Source organism: Thioalkalivibrio nitratireducens DSM 14787 (assembly GCF_000321415.2).
Classification (GTDB): Bacteria; Pseudomonadota; Gammaproteobacteria; order Ectothiorhodospirales; family Ectothiorhodospiraceae; genus Thioalkalivibrio; species Thioalkalivibrio nitratireducens.
Window position 1 is genome coordinate 757,622 of the sequence record NC_019902.2, and the last position, 15,164, is coordinate 772,785.

Annotated in this window: 16 protein-coding genes; 6 read left to right on the plus strand and 10 right to left on the minus strand. The window is 67.5% G+C overall.

Translation table 11 applies throughout. The features are described from left to right. The 4 genes from TVNIR_RS03905 to kdsB are packed head-to-tail and all read left to right on the plus strand — an operon-like array spanning window position 1 to window position 3,150. The gene (locus TVNIR_RS03905; protein WP_015257672.1) at window positions 1-1,122 is read left to right on the plus strand and encodes a glycosyltransferase N-terminal domain-containing protein; all 1,122 of its coding nucleotides are present in this window, start codon (window positions 1-3) and stop codon (window positions 1,120-1,122) included. Beyond that, the gene (gene lpxK, locus TVNIR_RS03910) at window positions 1,110-2,120 is read left to right on the plus strand and encodes a tetraacyldisaccharide 4'-kinase (protein WP_418081347.1); all 1,011 of its coding nucleotides are present in this window, start codon (window positions 1,110-1,112) and stop codon (window positions 2,118-2,120) included. The genes TVNIR_RS03905 and lpxK overlap by 13 nt, the downstream gene beginning before the upstream one ends. Before the next feature lie 5 nt (window positions 2,121-2,125). Then, window positions 2,126-2,320: a Trm112 family protein gene (locus tag TVNIR_RS03915; protein ID WP_015257674.1), complete on the plus strand. Its 195-nt coding sequence runs from the start codon at window positions 2,126-2,128 to the stop codon at window positions 2,318-2,320. A gap of 56 nt (window positions 2,321-2,376) precedes the next feature. Beyond that, window positions 2,377-3,150 (plus strand): 3-deoxy-manno-octulosonate cytidylyltransferase, encoded by a 774-nt coding sequence (kdsB, locus tag TVNIR_RS03920; protein ID WP_043740146.1) that lies wholly within the window; start codon window positions 2,377-2,379, stop codon window positions 3,148-3,150. Here the strand turns inward: kdsB and TVNIR_RS03925 are convergent. Further along, a complete protein-coding gene (locus TVNIR_RS03925) occupies window positions 3,125-3,874 on the minus strand; it encodes an HAD family hydrolase (protein WP_015257676.1) in 750 nt (249 codons plus the stop codon). The genes kdsB and TVNIR_RS03925 overlap by 26 nt on opposite strands. 395 nt (window positions 3,875-4,269) lie before the next feature. Here TVNIR_RS03925 and TVNIR_RS03930 point away from each other — a divergent pair, with 395 nt between their 5' ends. Continuing rightward, window positions 4,270-5,355 carry an Sfum_1244 family protein gene (locus tag TVNIR_RS03930; protein ID WP_015257678.1) on the plus strand — a complete coding sequence of 362 codons (1,086 nt, stop codon included), beginning with the start codon at window positions 4,270-4,272 and terminating at the stop codon, window positions 5,353-5,355. Window positions 5,356-5,410: 55 nt separating this feature from the next. Beyond that, window positions 5,411-6,085 (plus strand): Fe2+-dependent dioxygenase, encoded by a 675-nt coding sequence (locus TVNIR_RS03935; RefSeq protein WP_015257679.1) that lies wholly within the window; start codon window positions 5,411-5,413, stop codon window positions 6,083-6,085. A gap of 103 nt (window positions 6,086-6,188) precedes the next feature. On the opposite strand, the gene TVNIR_RS03940 is transcribed toward TVNIR_RS03935, so the two are convergent. The 9 genes from TVNIR_RS03940 to TVNIR_RS03980 form a co-directional block, all read right to left on the minus strand. Further along, window positions 6,189-6,527 carry a HesB/IscA family protein gene (locus TVNIR_RS03940; RefSeq protein ID WP_015257680.1) on the minus strand — a complete coding sequence of 113 codons (339 nt, stop codon included), beginning with the start codon at window positions 6,525-6,527 and terminating at the stop codon, window positions 6,189-6,191. Further along, window positions 6,524-7,957 (minus strand): cobyrinate a,c-diamide synthase, encoded by a 1,434-nt coding sequence (locus TVNIR_RS03945; protein ID WP_043739263.1) that lies wholly within the window; start codon window positions 7,955-7,957, stop codon window positions 6,524-6,526. The genes TVNIR_RS03940 and TVNIR_RS03945 overlap by 4 nt, the downstream gene beginning before the upstream one ends. A gap of 34 nt (window positions 7,958-7,991) precedes the next feature. Further along, the gene (nrfD, locus tag TVNIR_RS03950) at window positions 7,992-9,248 is read right to left on the minus strand and encodes an NrfD/PsrC family molybdoenzyme membrane anchor subunit (RefSeq protein ID WP_015257682.1); all 1,257 of its coding nucleotides are present in this window, start codon (window positions 9,246-9,248) and stop codon (window positions 7,992-7,994) included. 5 nt (window positions 9,249-9,253) lie between these two features. Continuing rightward, on the minus strand, window positions 9,254-9,994 hold the full coding sequence (dsrO, locus tag TVNIR_RS03955) for a sulfate reduction electron transfer complex DsrMKJOP subunit DsrO (RefSeq protein ID WP_015257683.1): 741 nt from the start codon (window positions 9,992-9,994) through the stop codon (window positions 9,254-9,256). Next, window positions 9,991-10,476: a sulfur reduction protein DsrJ gene (locus TVNIR_RS03960; RefSeq protein WP_237251737.1), complete on the minus strand. Its 486-nt coding sequence runs from the start codon at window positions 10,474-10,476 to the stop codon at window positions 9,991-9,993. Before TVNIR_RS03960 ends, dsrO begins: the two co-directional genes overlap by 4 nt. Window position 10,477: 1 nt before the next feature. Beyond that, on the minus strand, window positions 10,478-12,424 hold the full coding sequence (locus TVNIR_RS03965) for an NAD(P)-binding protein (RefSeq protein ID WP_015257685.1): 1,947 nt from the start codon (window positions 12,422-12,424) through the stop codon (window positions 10,478-10,480). Between the two features lie 52 nt (window positions 12,425-12,476). After that, window positions 12,477-13,973, minus strand: a complete 1,497-nt coding sequence (gene dsrK / locus TVNIR_RS03970; protein WP_015257686.1) for a sulfate reduction electron transfer complex DsrMKJOP subunit DsrK — start codon at window positions 13,971-13,973, stop codon at window positions 12,477-12,479. A 34-nt stretch (window positions 13,974-14,007) separates the two neighbouring features. Next, window positions 14,008-14,760: a respiratory nitrate reductase subunit gamma gene (locus tag TVNIR_RS03975; RefSeq protein ID WP_015257687.1), complete on the minus strand. Its 753-nt coding sequence runs from the start codon at window positions 14,758-14,760 to the stop codon at window positions 14,008-14,010. A gap of 67 nt (window positions 14,761-14,827) precedes the next feature. Further along, on the minus strand, window positions 14,828-15,160 hold the full coding sequence (locus TVNIR_RS03980; RefSeq protein ID WP_015257688.1) for a TusE/DsrC/DsvC family sulfur relay protein: 333 nt from the start codon (window positions 15,158-15,160) through the stop codon (window positions 14,828-14,830). Window positions 15,161-15,164: the final 4 nt, after the last annotated feature.

Genomic DNA, 15,164 nt, shown 5'->3' on the forward strand with positions numbered 1-15,164 from the left:
GTGGTCGTGGCGGATCCCGGATACGGGACCCGGTTCTGGCCGGTGTGGCGCGCGGCATGGCGCGATCACCGGGCCGGCGACCGGCGCCGGGCGCGCGCCCGGCTGGGCTTTCTGAGCCCGCCGGAGGGACGCGGTCGACTGATCTGGATCAAGGCAGGGGCCAGCCGGGAGGCACTGCAACTGGGGGTGGAACTGCTGGGGGCGGTGCGCGACCGGCGCCGTGACGTTCGCATCGTGCTGACCTTCGAACGCGATGATCCCGATCTGTTGCGCGCCCTCTTGCGGTCCTGGCCTCGGGTCGGTCTCGGCTACGGGCCCAGTGACCGGCCGCGGGTGGTGCGCCGCGTCCTGGCCCGGTTCCGGCCCGCGGGCGTCCTGCTGGCGGAATCGGCACCTCCGGAAACGCTGCTGCAGCGGTTGTCGGCGCCGGTGGCCGCAATCGGCACCGGCCCGGCGCGGACGAGGGTAACCGCGGCGTGGCCACTGTCCGCCACGGAATACCGTGTCTGGCAGGGATCCGGGGCGGTGCAGGACCTGCTGCCGGCGGCGGATCCGCAGGCCCGGTTCGCCGAGGCCCGGGCCGACGTAGTGTTGCGCACGCTCGCGGGCGGGGGCACGCGCCGACTCTGGTGGTGGCATGGCGACAGCGCCGGCTGGGACGCCTGGTGGGCCCACTGGCGCGCCGCCCCGCTGGCCGACGACATCCTGCTGGTCAGCCTGGAAGACGGCGGCGCCCCGGCTACGGCTACGCTGGCAGCGAGCAGCTGGGATCGGCGGCCGCTGCCTGGCGGGACGGTAGTGCATCTGGACGACCGGCGTTGGTGGGCCGCTGCGGCGAGTGCCGCCGATGGAATCCACCTTGCGGGCGCGTCGCGTGGCGCGCTGTGGCAGGCCCTGGCCGCGGGTTCCGCGGTCAGCATGGGTGTCTCGTCGCCGATCGCGGATCTGCCGGTGTCGGCGCTCGTGCAGCCGGAGCGCGTGCTCGCCCACTGGCAGACACTGCGTGGCGACACACAACGCAGGCGCGGCCTCGGCGATGCGGCGCGGCGCCGCTTCTGGACGGAGCGGCGCCAGGTCGATCGCAACCTGGCGGCACTGATGGACCGGGTCTGGGTATGGTAGAGCAGTGGCTGTGGCGCCAGTGGAGTCATCGCGGACCGTTCGCGGCCGCGATGTTTCCGCTGTCGCTGTTGTATGCCGGGCTCGCGGGCTGGCGGCGCAGCCGGCTCGAGGACACCCAGCGCCACGTGGTGCTGCCGCTGAAGGCGGTGATCGTCGTCGGCAACCTGACCGTGGGAGGCAGCGGCAAGACGCCGATGACCGCCTGGCTGGCGCAGAGTCTCAAGCGGGCCGGCTATTGGCCGGGCATCGTCAGCCGCGGCTATGGTCGCCGCAACGCGCACGCGAGTCTCCCGGTGCACCCTGGTGCGGACCCGTCGGCGGTCGGTGACGAGCCGATTCTGCTGGCCCGCCGCACCGGCGTGCCCGTCTGGGTCGACCGGGACCGGGTGCGTGCCGCGCGTGCACTCGCGGCGCAGGGAGTGGACGTAGTGATCTCGGACGACGGCCTGCAGCACCACCGGCTTCCGCGTGATATCAGCATCCTGATGCTGGATGGCAAACGCCGCCTGGGGAATGGCCTGTGTCTGCCTGCAGGGCCGCTGCGCGAACCCGGGTCCGCGGTCGCGTGTGCCGATTTCGTCGTAGTCACCGGCGGCAGCCCGCAGGGCGGCGAGTACGCGATGCGCCTGGAAACGCCGGGCACGGTATCGAGCGTGGGCCGGCATGGCGTCCAGCGTCCGCAGCGCGAGTTTGCCGGCCGGCCGGCCCACGCGGTGGCGGGCATCGCCGATCCCGAGCGCTTTTTCACCGCGCTGGAGGCCGCGGGCGTTGACGTGATCCGGCACCCGTTCCCCGACCACCACCGCTTTCACGCTCGGGACATCGACTTCGATGACCAGCACCCGGTACTGATGACGGAGAAGGATGCCGTAAAATGCCGGGAGTTTGCCGATGAGCGCCACTGGTACTGGCCGGTGTCGGCGCGGCCCGATCCCGCCTTCGAACCGGCGCTCTTGAGGCGCCTGGAATCCATGATACGGCTGAAATACCTGGGGTAATCACGATGGACAAGCGTTTGCTCGAAATTCTCGTCTGCCCGGTCACGAAGGGACCGCTCCACTACGACCGCGAAGCGAACGAGTTGATCTCGGTGGCGGCTGGACTGGCCTATCCGATTCGGGACGACATCCCGGTGATGCTCGAGGAGGAAGCCCGCGTACTGTCTGAAGAAGAGAAGAAGCGCTGGCGCGGGAAGTGATGCCGGCCACGGGTGAACGCAAGGGCGGCGGGCACGGCGCTGGCTCCGGGAGCGGCATGAGCGCCGAGCCCTTCATCGTCGTGATTCCCGCCCGGATGGCGTCCAGCCGGCTGCCCGGAAAGCCGCTGGTCGCGATCGCTGGGCGTCCGCTGATCGCCCATGTCGTCGCGCGTGCGCGCGAGAGCCGCGCGCAGCGCGTCATCGTCGCCAGCGACGACGCCCGTGTGCTGGACGTGGCCCGTGCCAGTGGTGCGGAGGCCTGCTGGACGCCGGCGGAACTACCCTCCGGAACCGACCGGATCGCGGCGGTCGCGGCACAGCAGCGCTGGCCCGATGAGACCTGCGTGGTCAACCTGCAGGGCGATGAGCCGCTGACACCGGGCACGCTTCTGGACGAACTCGCGGCATTGCTCGCGCGTCATCCCGGCGCCGACATGGCGACCCTCGGGGTTCCGATCCGCAGCGCCGACGATCTGCGCGATCCGAACCAGGTGAAGCTGGTGACCGATGCCGCCGGTCGGGCGCTGTACTTTTCGCGGGCGCCGATTCCCTGGGACCGCGAGGCCGCGCACGCCGGGCACAGCCCCGACCTGACGCAGGCGCGCAGGCACCTGGGGCTCTATGCCTACCGGGTCGGCTTCCTCCGGCAGCTGACCGAGCAGCCGCCCGCGGCGCTGGAGCGGATCGAACAGCTCGAGCAACTGCGCGCGCTGGCCATCGGCGCCTGGATCCAGGTCGGGATCGTCGATGCGCCGGTGCCCGCCGGGGTGGACACCCCGGAGGACGTCGACCGGCTGGAGCGGCTTATGGCCGCAACGGCGCAGGCCTGATCAATCCGAGCCGGACCGGTATCTGGCCCAGCCGGCCGAAGGTGATGTCCGGCCGGGCCTCGCGGTGCGCCCAGGGTTCGGTGCCGGGGTTGAACCAGCCCGCATGCAGTCCGGCGTTGCGCGCACCCAGGACGTCGCAGACGGCGTCGTCGCCGATGTGCAGCATGGATTCGGGGCGGACCCCCGCGCGGCGGGCGGCCGCGCGGAAGATCGCAGGGTCCGGCTTGGCAGTACCGGCCTCGGCCGCCGGCAAGGCGAAATCGAAGTACGGTCCGAGCGAGGTGCGGAACACGTCCGCGTTGCCGTTGCTGACGGCACCGATCCGGAAATGGCGGGACAGCGTTTCCAGCACCGACGCGGCTTCGGGGTCAGGGTCGACTTCGTTGCGGGCCTCCCAGAAGACCTCGAAGCCTTCCGATTCCAGGCGTGCGGGGCTGCTGCCGGTCTCCAGCGCGAGGGCGCGCAGCCAGCGCTTGCGCAGCCGGGTCAGGTCGTGGCGCTCCGATGCCGGTGCGGCCTGCATGAAACGGCTGCGCGCGTCGATCAGTGCCTGCGGCGTATAGCATTCACAGACCTGCGGGGCGTGTCCCTGCAGCCATTCGTAGAAGCGCGCCTCGGCGCGGTGGATCGCAGGCATCACCGGCCAGAGGGTGTCGTCCAGATCGAAAGTGATGCAGCGCACGCGCGCCTGGATGCGGGCCGCCGCAGCAGGATGGGCGTTCATGGGCCGGGATTCTAGCGAGTTTCCGCAGAATCTTCGCGAAACCCACACGGATCGCCCGCCGGCTTCCGGTGACCAGGACGACGGTGACCAGGACGACGGAAGACGGTGTCGGGTGGAACACGCACTGGCGGCAGGGGTGGGTTTTCATGCTCCGGGCCATCGGTCAGAATACGTCCAGCACTTGTGACCATACCCCCTGCCGTGGCGGGACGACCCTGAACCTCTGTGCAGCGGGGCGCGGGGTGCACAGGAGCCCGCGTGCCTGGCGGGGCCTGCGCAGGGCGTTTCCGGGTGCCGCAACGCCGCCGGGCGCGTGCACTGGCAGCCGCAGCAGGCAAGCGGGGTATGGGCACGTGCGCGCAGACCGGGGCCCAACAGCAGGGGCGTAGTCACCGATGACCCAACCGACTTTCGAATCCGTGCTTTCCGGGGAAGGGCTGAGCGAACTGCGCGCGGCGGTGCAGCGCAACTGCGACATCGCCGACGCCCAGCATGCGGGGAACTATTCCCTGTGCACGTACCTGCTGAAGATGCGCGAGTTCTACCGCTGGGAGCGGCGCCTGCCGTTCTCGGCCGCGCTGAATCACCAAGAGGTGGGCGACTGGGTAAGCCGCCGCGAGCAGGGCTGGGAACAGCTGGAAGGGCTTTCCCCAGGGGCTCTGCCGCTCGGTGCGGCACGCCACGACCCGTTCGATCAGGATGCGGTGAACCGCCGCCTGGATCCGCACGGGCTGGTGTACGGGGCGGGCTATGGGCGCGGGGCGCGTCCGCTGTTCTTCCTGGGCGCGCTGCTGCGGCGCGAGGATTTCGACGGCTACCGGGTCTACGTGGTCGGCGAGGAAACCGCGCGTGATCTGGCGGCGCCTCCGGCGATGTCGCGCGGGGATCTGATTTTCGTGCGCCGCGAGTCGGTGCGCCGGTTACTGTTCGAGACGGTCGAGGCCTGGCAGATGCGCGGGGCGCCGGCGGACGATCCGCTGGCGCGTGCGCTTCGCGCCTACGGCTACGACGCGGCGGAGCCCGAAACGCTGGAGCGAATGACCGACAGCGAGGTCGAGTCGGCTGTCTGGCACGAGGTCGGCGAGGTGCTCGCGGGGCAGCGGCTGGGGCCGGGCTGGCAGCAACGCGTGCTGGAGGTCGCGGGCAGCCGGGGCGAAGTCGTAGCCCGGGCAGTGCGGGACCACTTGGCCGACTGCCTGACCACACTCCCGGCGCTGCTGGACGACGGGACGGATGGCGCCATTCACTTCTACTTCGCCAATCTGACGGGTATGCGCGCGCTGCTGTTCCCGCAGCTGCGCGCCGCCTACGACCGCTGGGTGGACGGTGCGCCGCTGGCGGTGCTGAAGGCTCAAGTGGGCCCGGCACGCGAACACTGGCTGGCCGTCGCGCGCCGCTTACTGGACGAGGCCCCGAACACCTGGCCGGTCGAGGACGACCAGCTGGAGGCGTTGCAGCCGGACCTGCGGGTTCGGACCTGAGCCGCATTTTGCAGCGCCGGGCGGCATGTCCTCGGCACCACCGCGGAGAGCGACGATGCTGATCACCCTGTCCAAGGTTCTCGATGCCGGACAACTCGAGCGCGTGCGGACCCTGCTGGCGGACATGCCGTTCGTCGACGGTCGGGTCTCGGCGGGCGGCGACGCGCGCCGTGTGAAGCAGAACCAGGAGGCCGATCCGGAAGACCAGCGCATCGCGCAGCTGAACCAGTGGGTGTTGCTCCCGCTGTACCACCACCCGCAGTTCCAGGCGGCGGCGCAGCCCCGGCGCCTGTCCGGAGCGTTCTTCGCGCGCTATCGACCGGGCATGAGCTACGGCCCGCATGTGGACGATCCGGTAATGGGGCCGGAGGGCGGCCGCTACCGCTCCGATGTCTCGGTAACGGTATTCCTGAACGAGGCGCACGCCTATGGCGGCGGCGAACTCGTGATCGAAACCGAGTTCGGCGAGCGGCAGGTGAAACTGGGGGCTGGCGATGCGGTGATCTACCCGTCATCGAGCTTGCACCGGGTGGCAGCGGTCACCCACGGCGAGCGGCTGGTCGCGGTGGCCTGGGCTGAATCGATGGTGCGCGAGCCGGAACGCCGGCGGCTGTTGTTCGATCTCCAGCAGGTGGAGGACGCTCTCCGCGAAAGCGACCCCGAGGGCGAACTGACGCGCCGGACCGGCCGGATCCGCGCGAACCTGATGCGGATGTGGGCGGAGGTCTGACGGCTCCCGAGCGCGTTCCGCGGTCGGTGGCGGCGGCCAACCCCGGCGCCGGCTGGTGCACCGTGCCGGGGGTGAATCGCGGGACCGCGTCCCGCGGCAGACGTCAGTCCTTCAGCGGCGGGGCGTTGAGTCCGTCCGGCGGACTGTAATTCGGATCGTTCGGGTTCATGAAGATGAAGCGGTGCTCCCCGGGTTCCATCTCGACGTAATCGAGCACGGCATTTTTCAGTAGTTCGACACTGCCCGGTTCGATCACCAGGTTCACGCCACTGCTCTTGAACGTCAGATCGCTGTCCTTCTCGTGTTCCTCGAAGCCCATGCCGTAATCGATGCCGCCGTCCGGGGTGCGTTTCGCCGCGAGGCGCAGCGAGGCCCCCTCAAGGCCGTTCTGCTGGGCCGACTCCTTGATCTGCTTCGCAGCCGCAGGGGTGATCGTGATCATGCGTTGCTCCTTGTTCCGTTGTGGGTTCGCCCCGGTCGGCCCGCGGCCACGTCGCGTACGAAGGCGACGAAACGGTCGGCCCAGGGATTCTGCGCACTGTGGCGCAGATGGCTGTAGCTGGCCAGCAGGTTGCGGTACACGATGCCGTCGTGGCTGCCGTCGACCCCGTGCCCCCGCAGTACCCGGTAGGCATAGACGGTATCGGAGGGCATCGGTTCCAGTGCCGAGTAATGAAACTCATGCGCGCCGAACGCGAACGGAGCGGCGCCGGTGACGCCGGGCGCCGCATCGGCGGGCGGCCAGGGCAGTTGGCCGGTCTCTTCCAGGCGCACATAGCCGCGGCCCTGGGGCCGGGCATGCATCACCACCTCGCCGGGCAATACGCCGGCCATCGCGCAGCGTTCTCCGTTCCAGGTGATGCCCCGGGCCAGGTACATCAGTCCGCCGCACTCGACGTAGGCCGGCAGGCCGGATTCGATCGCGGTGCGCACGGACTCCCGCATCGATGCGTTGGCTTCGAGTTCGCGCATGCGGCTCTCGGGAAACCCGCCGCCGATGAACAGGCCGTCTGCCGGCGGCAGCGCCGTGTCCTGCAATGCGTCGAAGAACAGTAGGTCCGCGCCGGCCTGCTCGAGTGCCTCGAGATCGGTCGCGTAGTAGAAACCGAAGGCCGCGTCACGGGCGACCGCGATCCGGACACGCGCCCCGCTGGATCCGGTGGCCGCGGTGGGTGCACGGGGCAGAGGCGGAGCCTCTTGGCCCAGCGCGCCGATCCGCTCGACGTCGACTTCGGTTGCGATCGCCCGTGCGAGGCGCTGGATCTGCGCGTCGGCCGTCGCGTGCTCGTTGCTCGGGATCAGACCGAGGTGACGTTCCAGGATCTGAAGGTCCGCGTTCGCGGAGACCATGCCCAGCACCGGGATGTCGGTGTAGTGCTCGATCACCGCGCGCAGCTTGGAGCCGTGGCGGCTACCGCCGACCCGGTTCAGGATTACGCCGGCGATGCGGATGTCGCGTTCGAACGCCTGGTAACCGAGCAGCAACGGAGCCACGCCCCGGGTCATGCCGCGGCTGTCGATCACCAGCACCACCGGAGCCTGTAGCAGCCGGGCGAGCGCGGCATTGCTGTTCGAGCCCTCGAGGTCCAGCCCGTCGTACAGCCCCTTGTTGCCCTCGATCAGCGCGATATCGTCCGGGTCGGTCCGGGTGCCGACGGCCTCGCGGATCTCCTGGTGCGACATGGTGTTGAAATCGAGATTGACACAGGCCCGGCCAGCGGCCCGGCCGAGCCACAGTGGATCGATGTAGTCGGGGCCCTTCTTGAACGGCTGCACCCGATGCCCGCGCGCGGCGAGCGCCGCGCACAGGCCGGTGGAGATCGTGGTCTTCCCGGACGACTTGTGCGCGGCGGAGATCAGCACTCGCGCCATGCTCAGCGGCTCGCCGCGGGCGCACCGCCCGGGGTCATGCCCCGGCGGTCGCCGGCCGCGTCGCGGTCGAGACGCCGGCAGCGTGCGGATCGACCTTGTCGTCGGCGAGGCTGGTCGGCAGGAAGCGCAGGAACTTCAGCGCGATCGCGAACAGCAGGAACGCGAATCCGGTGCCGCCGATGCCCAGCATCCACTCGACCAGCGACGGCGTATAGCCGGCGACCACGCCGTCGAAGAATGCGCTGCTCATGTCGTAGCCGGGGAACAGCTCGAGCGGATAGGCCTGGCCTCCGACCACGATCACGTACAGCTGGGCGAAGCCGCCGACCAGCACCAGGCCGGACGCCGCGGCGATGACCTTGCGCGACTGGCTCCACACGGGGTGGAACAGCAGCAATAGCGGGATCAGGCTGCCGATCAGGATCTGCACGAACCAGAACAGGAAGGTGTAGATGCCCCCGTGCAGCAGCACGAAGGCCTCGATGCCGTGCAGCCGCGTCGCGTACAGGTTGGTCAAGTGATAGACCAGCACGAAGTACAGTACGCCAGCGACGAAGATTCCAAGCAGGTTCTTCATGCGGCGCAGGACCAGGTCACCGAGCGGGCGGCCGGTGCCCAGGAAGCTGGCCAGGGTCACCAGGATGAACACGGCCATGCCCAGCGAGAACGACATTGCGATGAACAGCGGCGCGAGGATCGCGGCGTCGTAGGCCTCGCGCGCGACCAGGAATCCGAAGATCGAGCCGGTACCGGTGGTCAGGATCAGCCGCCAGAGGAACGCGGCATAGCCGGCGACCGGCACGTAGCGGTTCATGCGCTTCTCCATCATGAACCAGAGGTAGACCGCGACGATGGCGAGGAAGCCCGTGTACAGGAAGATGTTCCAGGCGAAGATCGACTTGAAGTTGTAATGCGTCATCGCGACGATCAGCCGGTCCGGCCGGCCGAGGTCGAGCACGAGGATCACCAGGCCGCCGATCAGCAGCGTCATCGCAAGCAACGCGGAAACGCGGGCCAGAGGCTTGTACACGACGCGTCCGAACACCGAAGCGAACGAGGCCGCGTTGAGCGCCCCTGACGCCGCCACGATCAGCAGGATGGCGAAGATATGGGGCAGGCCCCAGACCACCTGGTTGTTCATGCCGGTGATGTGGTGCCCGTACGTCCCCTTCATGAACGCGGCGAGGAGCCCGAGCCCGACCAGCACGAGCAGGCCGCCGAGTAACGCCAGGTACAGCGGGCTGCGCCCTTCGATCTCCCGGAAATGGGTCTTGATTGTGGTCTGACTCATCGGTCTCAGATTCCCTGATAGCGTACGCCCGGGTTCAGGCGCAGGTCGGCTCGGATGGCGGTGCTGCCGTACTGCTTCAGCCGCTGCGAGATCTCGCTGTCCGGGTCATTCAGGTCGCCGAACACCATCGCGCCGTGTCCATCCCGGTTGCAGGCCTCGGCGCAGGCGGTCGTCCCGTCTCCGCGATCGACCTTGTGGACGCACAGCGTGCAGCTCTCGACCGTGCCCTTGCCGCGCGGAGCGTGTGGCTTCTGATCGGTCAGCGGCTCGTGAATGAACGAGCGGGCCTTGTAGGGGCAGGCCATCATGCAGTACCGGCAGCCGATGCAGGTGTGCTTGTCCACCAGCACGATACCATCCGGCCGGATGAACGACGCCTTGGTCGGGCAGACATCGACACAGGGCGGGTGCTCGCAGTGCTGGCACATCACCGGCAGCGAGTGCTCGTGGCCCGACGCCTGGTCGGTCAGGTTCACCTTGCGGATCCACTGGGCATCGGTCTTGGGCCGGCCGAGGCTGCGCACGCCGTTTTCCTCGTGGCATGCGCGCACGCAGGCGGTGCAGCCGTCGGCGCACTTGCTGGTGTCGATCAGCAGTCCCCAGCGTGGCTTATCGGAATTGGGGCTGGCGGCGTCCGCGGGTTTCAGCAGGAAGACGCCTGGGGCGACGGTCAGCCCGGCCACCGCCGCGGCGGCGCCGGTGATGAACTGCCGTCGCGACAGTTTCGCGCTGCTCTCGTTGCTCATGGTGTCGATATCTCCTGGACGGACAGTGGCCCGCCGGCATCCTGCGCCGCGAGATGGCCTTCGAGCAGGCCGTCGGCGTCCGCGCTCTGGCGCGGCATCGGCGCGCTGTCCGACGGCCGGTCGGTGTGGCACTGGAAACAGTCCATCTTCACCGCGTTGAACTGGTGACAGGCCAGGCAGAAGTGGGTCGAAGGGTCGTCACGGCTTGCGGTCGGAGACACGTGGCAGTCGATGCAGCCGACGAAGCTGTGGTCGGGGTTGCGCCGGCCGAAGCGTTTCGCCTCGTCGCGTTCGTGCATCAGGATCTTCATGTGATCCCGGCGCATCACGTCGGTGTCCTCAACGCATTGATCGCCACGGGCTTCCGCGAGCAGTTCCGGTGCCGGGACTTCCACCTTGCCGCAGGCGGCAAGCGTCAGGGCCAGCCCTGCCAGCACCAGGGCTGGCAGGGGAAGGCCAAACGGGGTGAATCTGCGCCGCACGTTACTCACCCATGGCCATGTCGATGTAGCCGGTCGGGCAGACCTCGGCGCAGATGTGGCAGCCGATGCACTTCGCATAGTCGGTCGCTACATAGCGGCCGGTTGCGGACTCCTTCTTCGGCACCCGGTATACCGCAGTCTGCGGGCAGTAGATCACGCAGTTGTCACACTCGAAGCACATGCCGCAGCTCATGCAGCGCTTGGCCTCGGCCTGCGCGTCTTCCGTGCTGAGCGATTTCATTCGCTCCTCGAAATGCCCGATGACTTCGCTGGCGTCCGGACCGTGCTCTTGGCGGCGGTTGCGCGGGGTGAACGGGAAGTGGCCCTTGAACAGCTTCTCGTGCGAGATGATCTCGTGCGCCGAGCGGTCCTCGTAGTTGTGCACCGCGAACCGGCTGTCGGAGGTTCCGCGGAGCTGCTCGCCGCTGTAGTCCTCGGGCGTCAGACCGGTCTCCTTCAGCTTGCCGAGCAGATTGAAGTGGTGCACGTCGACGCGCGGGCGCTTGATCGGCTCCTCGTGGCGCAGGTAGTGATCGATGCTGTCCGCGGCGATGCGGCCATGGCCGATGGCGGTGGTCAGCAGGTGCGGACGGATGATGTCGCCGATCACGAAGTGGCCTTCGTTGCCCGGCACCTGGTAGAACTTGTCGCTGTTGATGAAGCCCCGGCCGTTGTCGAGTGCCTCGAGGCCGGTCAGGTCACCGCCCTGGCCGATCGCCGAGATGATCAGGTTCGCCTCGAGCACGAACTCGGTGCCGTCGATCGGCTTCGGCGTGTTGCCTTCGAACTCGCACTTGGCCATCTTCAGACCGGTCGCGCGGCCCTTGTCGTTCAGCACGACCTCGACCGGGATCACGCCGTCGAGGATCGTCACGCCCTCGCGCAGCGCATCCTGCACCTCGTGCTCGGCTGCGGTCATCTTCTCCTTCGCGAACAACGAGGTCAGCGTGACCTCGGCGCCGGTGCGCACCGCGGCGGTCGCGGAGTCGTGCGCGACGTAGCCGTGGATCGCGTCTTCCGGATTGTCGACCGGGTTGTCGGTCTCGATCTTGCCGAGGCGGCGGGCCACGGACACGACGTCGATCGAGGTGTCACCGCCACCCACGCAGACGATCTTGTCGGTGGGCAGCACTTTCAGCCGGCCGGTGTTGAACGCGGACAGGAACTGGACGCCGGCGATGCAGTTCGGCGCGTTCGCACCCGGAACCGGCAGCGGGCGTCCGGTCTGGCAGCCGACGGCCCAGACGACGGCATCGAATTCCTTCTCGACGTCTTCCATCGAGACGTCCTTACCGACACGGGTGTTCAGACGCAGGTCGATGTCGCCGAGCGCCAGAATGCGGTTCATCTCCGCGCGCAGCCGGTCGCGGGGAACGCGATACTCGGGGATTCCGTACATCATCATCCCGCCCAGCTCTTCGTGGTCGTCGAAGATCGTCGACGCGTGGCCTCGACGGCGCAGGTGGTAGGCCGCCGACATGCCGCCAGGGCCGCCGCCGATGATCGCGACTTTTTTGCCCGACAGCGCCGGCGCGGGATCGTAGGTGAAGCCTTCGTCCAGCGCGGTGTCGCCGATGTACTGCTCGACCGAGTTGATGCCGACGAAGTCCTCGACCTCGTTGCGGTTACAGCCGGATTCGCAGGGGGCGGGGCAGACCCGGCCCATCACCGACGGGAACGGGTTGGCGTCGGTCGCGCGGCGGAACGCGTATTCCTGCCAGCTCATGTCGCCCGCGGGCTTCTCGATGCCGCGGACGATCTGCAGCCAGCCACGGATGTCTTCGCCCGCCGGGCAGGAGCCCTGGCAGGGCGGAGTGCGGTGCACGTAGACCGGGCACTTGTGGGAATGGTCGCCCTCGAAAATGGCCTCCTTCCAGTCGCGGCGCTCGTGGTCGCCGTCGCGGAACTTCCGGAAAGTCAGTTTCATGTCTTCGCTTGAAGTTGCCATGCCGTGTCTCCTGTGGAATCGGGCCATGGCCCGACTGTGCTTCGGTTCGTGGTTATTGTTTGGCGTCGAGAACGAGGGCGTCGCTGACGAGCTGGTGGACGCTGACGATCTGGTCCATCTGGAAGCCATAATAGGGCAGCACCTTGCTGAACTGGCTCTTGCAGATTGCGCAGATCGCGGCCATGTGCGTGACTTCGTGTTCGTCGACCACGTCTTTCAGTGCATTCATGCGGGGCAGTGCGCCCTTGACCCGAAGTTCCATCAGGTCGTCGGTCAGCAGACCCCCGCCGCCGCCGCAGCAGAACGTGCCTTCGCCGATGGTGTCGGGCGCCATGTCGTAGAAATGGTTGCAGGTGGCCTTGATGATCTCGCGCGGAATGATGAACTGCCCGCCCGGCATGTCGCCCATGCGGGAGGCACGGGCGACGTTGCAGGAATCGTGGAAAGTCACCCGGCGGTGGTCGTTGCGGCTCTTGTCCAGCGTCAGCACGCCGCGCTGGATGAGGTCGTAGGTGAACTCGCAGATGTGCTGCGGCACCGGGTAGCGCGGATCCAGGAAGTCGAACGGACCGGCGAGCGTGTTCAGGTAGCTGTAGGCCACGCGCCAGGCGTGGCCGCACTCGCCGAAGACGATGCGCTTCACGCCGAGGTCCAGCGCTGCCTCGCGGATGCGCATCGCGATGCGTTTCATGTTTTCGCCGGAGCCGATGAACAGACCGAAGTTCGCGGCCTCGGACGCGTGCGACGACAACGTCCAGGAGATGCCGGCGGCGTGGAAGACCTTCGCATACCCGATCAGACCGTCGATGTGCGGCTCGGCGAAGAAGTCGGCCGACGGCGTGACCACCAGGACTTCGGCGCCCTTCTCGTCGAGCGGGAAGCGCACGTCGATGCCGGTGTCATCCTTCACGTCCTCCTCGAGGCCGAGCAGGGTGTCTTCCAGCGCGGGCTGCGGCAGGCCAAGGTTGTTGCCGATCTTGAAGACCTTGCCGATGATCTCGTTGCTGTATTTCTGGCCCTTGCCGACCGCGTTCATGATGTCGCGGGTGGCCATCGTGATCTCGGCGGTATCGATTCCGTAGGGGCAATAGACGGAGCAGCGGCGGCACTCCGAGCACTGGTGGAAGTAGCTGTACCACTGGTCGAGCACGTCCTCGGTCAGGTCGGTCGCACCGACCAGCTTCGGGAAGTACTTCCCCGGGAGCGTGAAGTAGCGGCGGTAGACGCTGCGCAGCAGATCCTGGCGGGCGACCGGCATGTTGCGCGGATCGGAGGTGCCAAGGAAGTAGTGGCACTTGTCGGTGCAGGCGCCGCATTTCACGCAGGAATCCATGAACACCTGGAGCGCGCGGTTGGTCTGCAGCAGCTCGCCGAGCTTGTTGACCGCCACGTCCTTCCAGTTGTCGACCAGCTCGCCGGGGAAGCCGAGCGGTTCCTGGAACTGTTCCTTCGAAACGAAAGGCTTGCTGTGGGACATGACCCCGCTTTTCAGTGCGGGGATCTCCACGGTATCGCTTTCGGTGAGTTCCGGGGTATCGAAATTGGCCATCGTGCGGGTTCCTGTCTAAGGGGCGCCGTTCGGGTTATTGATCCGCGCTCGCCGCGGGTTTTTCGCTCCGGACCATCCATTTCACGTTCGTGAGATGGCGCTTTTCGCGCGGATTGTCGACCTGGTTGCGGGTCGGGCTGAAGAATACGCCCGGCGCGTGCAGCAGCTTGCTGAACGGAAAAATGATCATCAGCCCGGCGACCAGCAGCAGATGCAGCAGCAGCATCGGGTGCGCGGGGAGCGGGTTGAAGTCGAACCGCATCAGTCCGGTGAAGAACAGCTTCACCGCGGTGATGTCGACGTGCCAGAGGTAGGTCATCGCGAGGCCGGTCAGGCCGATGCCCAGCAGCAGCGCCAGCATCAGGTGATCCGACGGCGAGGAGATGTAGCGAATGCGTTCCACGAAAACCCGTCGGGCCCAGAGTCCCGCGAGTCCGAGCACCATCGCGAACGCGGCATACTTGCCGAAGGGCTGAATCATCACGACCCAGGCGGGCACGGGATCGAGGAAGTAGCGCAGGTGGCGCAGCAGCACCAGTGCAAGCGCAACATGAAACACGATGCCGAAGATCCAGATCCATTTGTTGGCCTTGAACAGGCTGTTGAAAAGCACGACTTCAGTCACCATCCGCAGCACGACACCGCCACGGGTCGTCGGCGCCGGGGTAGTCGGAATCTTCAGCGGTGCCGGTGTCCGTGCATAACGTGCGATGCGCATGCCGATCCCGGCCAGAAAAATGGCCGTGGCCGCATAGAAGAGCAGGGCAAAGAGCACGGTGACAAACACGGGCAATCCTCCGGGTCAGGAAAACCGGGTGGGGTGGGACCCCACCCGGAGGGGTCGTGCAGATGGTTCAGACGCAGCCGGTCGGCTTCGGCAGCCCGGCGTATTTGCAGGCCTGCTTCGCGGGGCCGTACGGGAACAACTCGTACAGGTACTTGCTGTTGCCCTTGTCCGGCCCGAGCTTCTTGCCGATCGCCTTGGTCAGCACGCGGACGGCCGGGGCAATCTGGTATTCCTCGTAGTACTCGCGCAGGAAGTTGATGACTTCCCAATGGTTTTCGTCGAGGTCGGCACCGTCGGCCTTGGCCATCGCGGTGGCCAGGTCGGGGTTCCAGTCGTTCAGGTTGGCGAGGTAGCCCTCTTCGTCGGTTTCGTAGGTCTTGCCGTTGACTTCGATTGGCATGAGA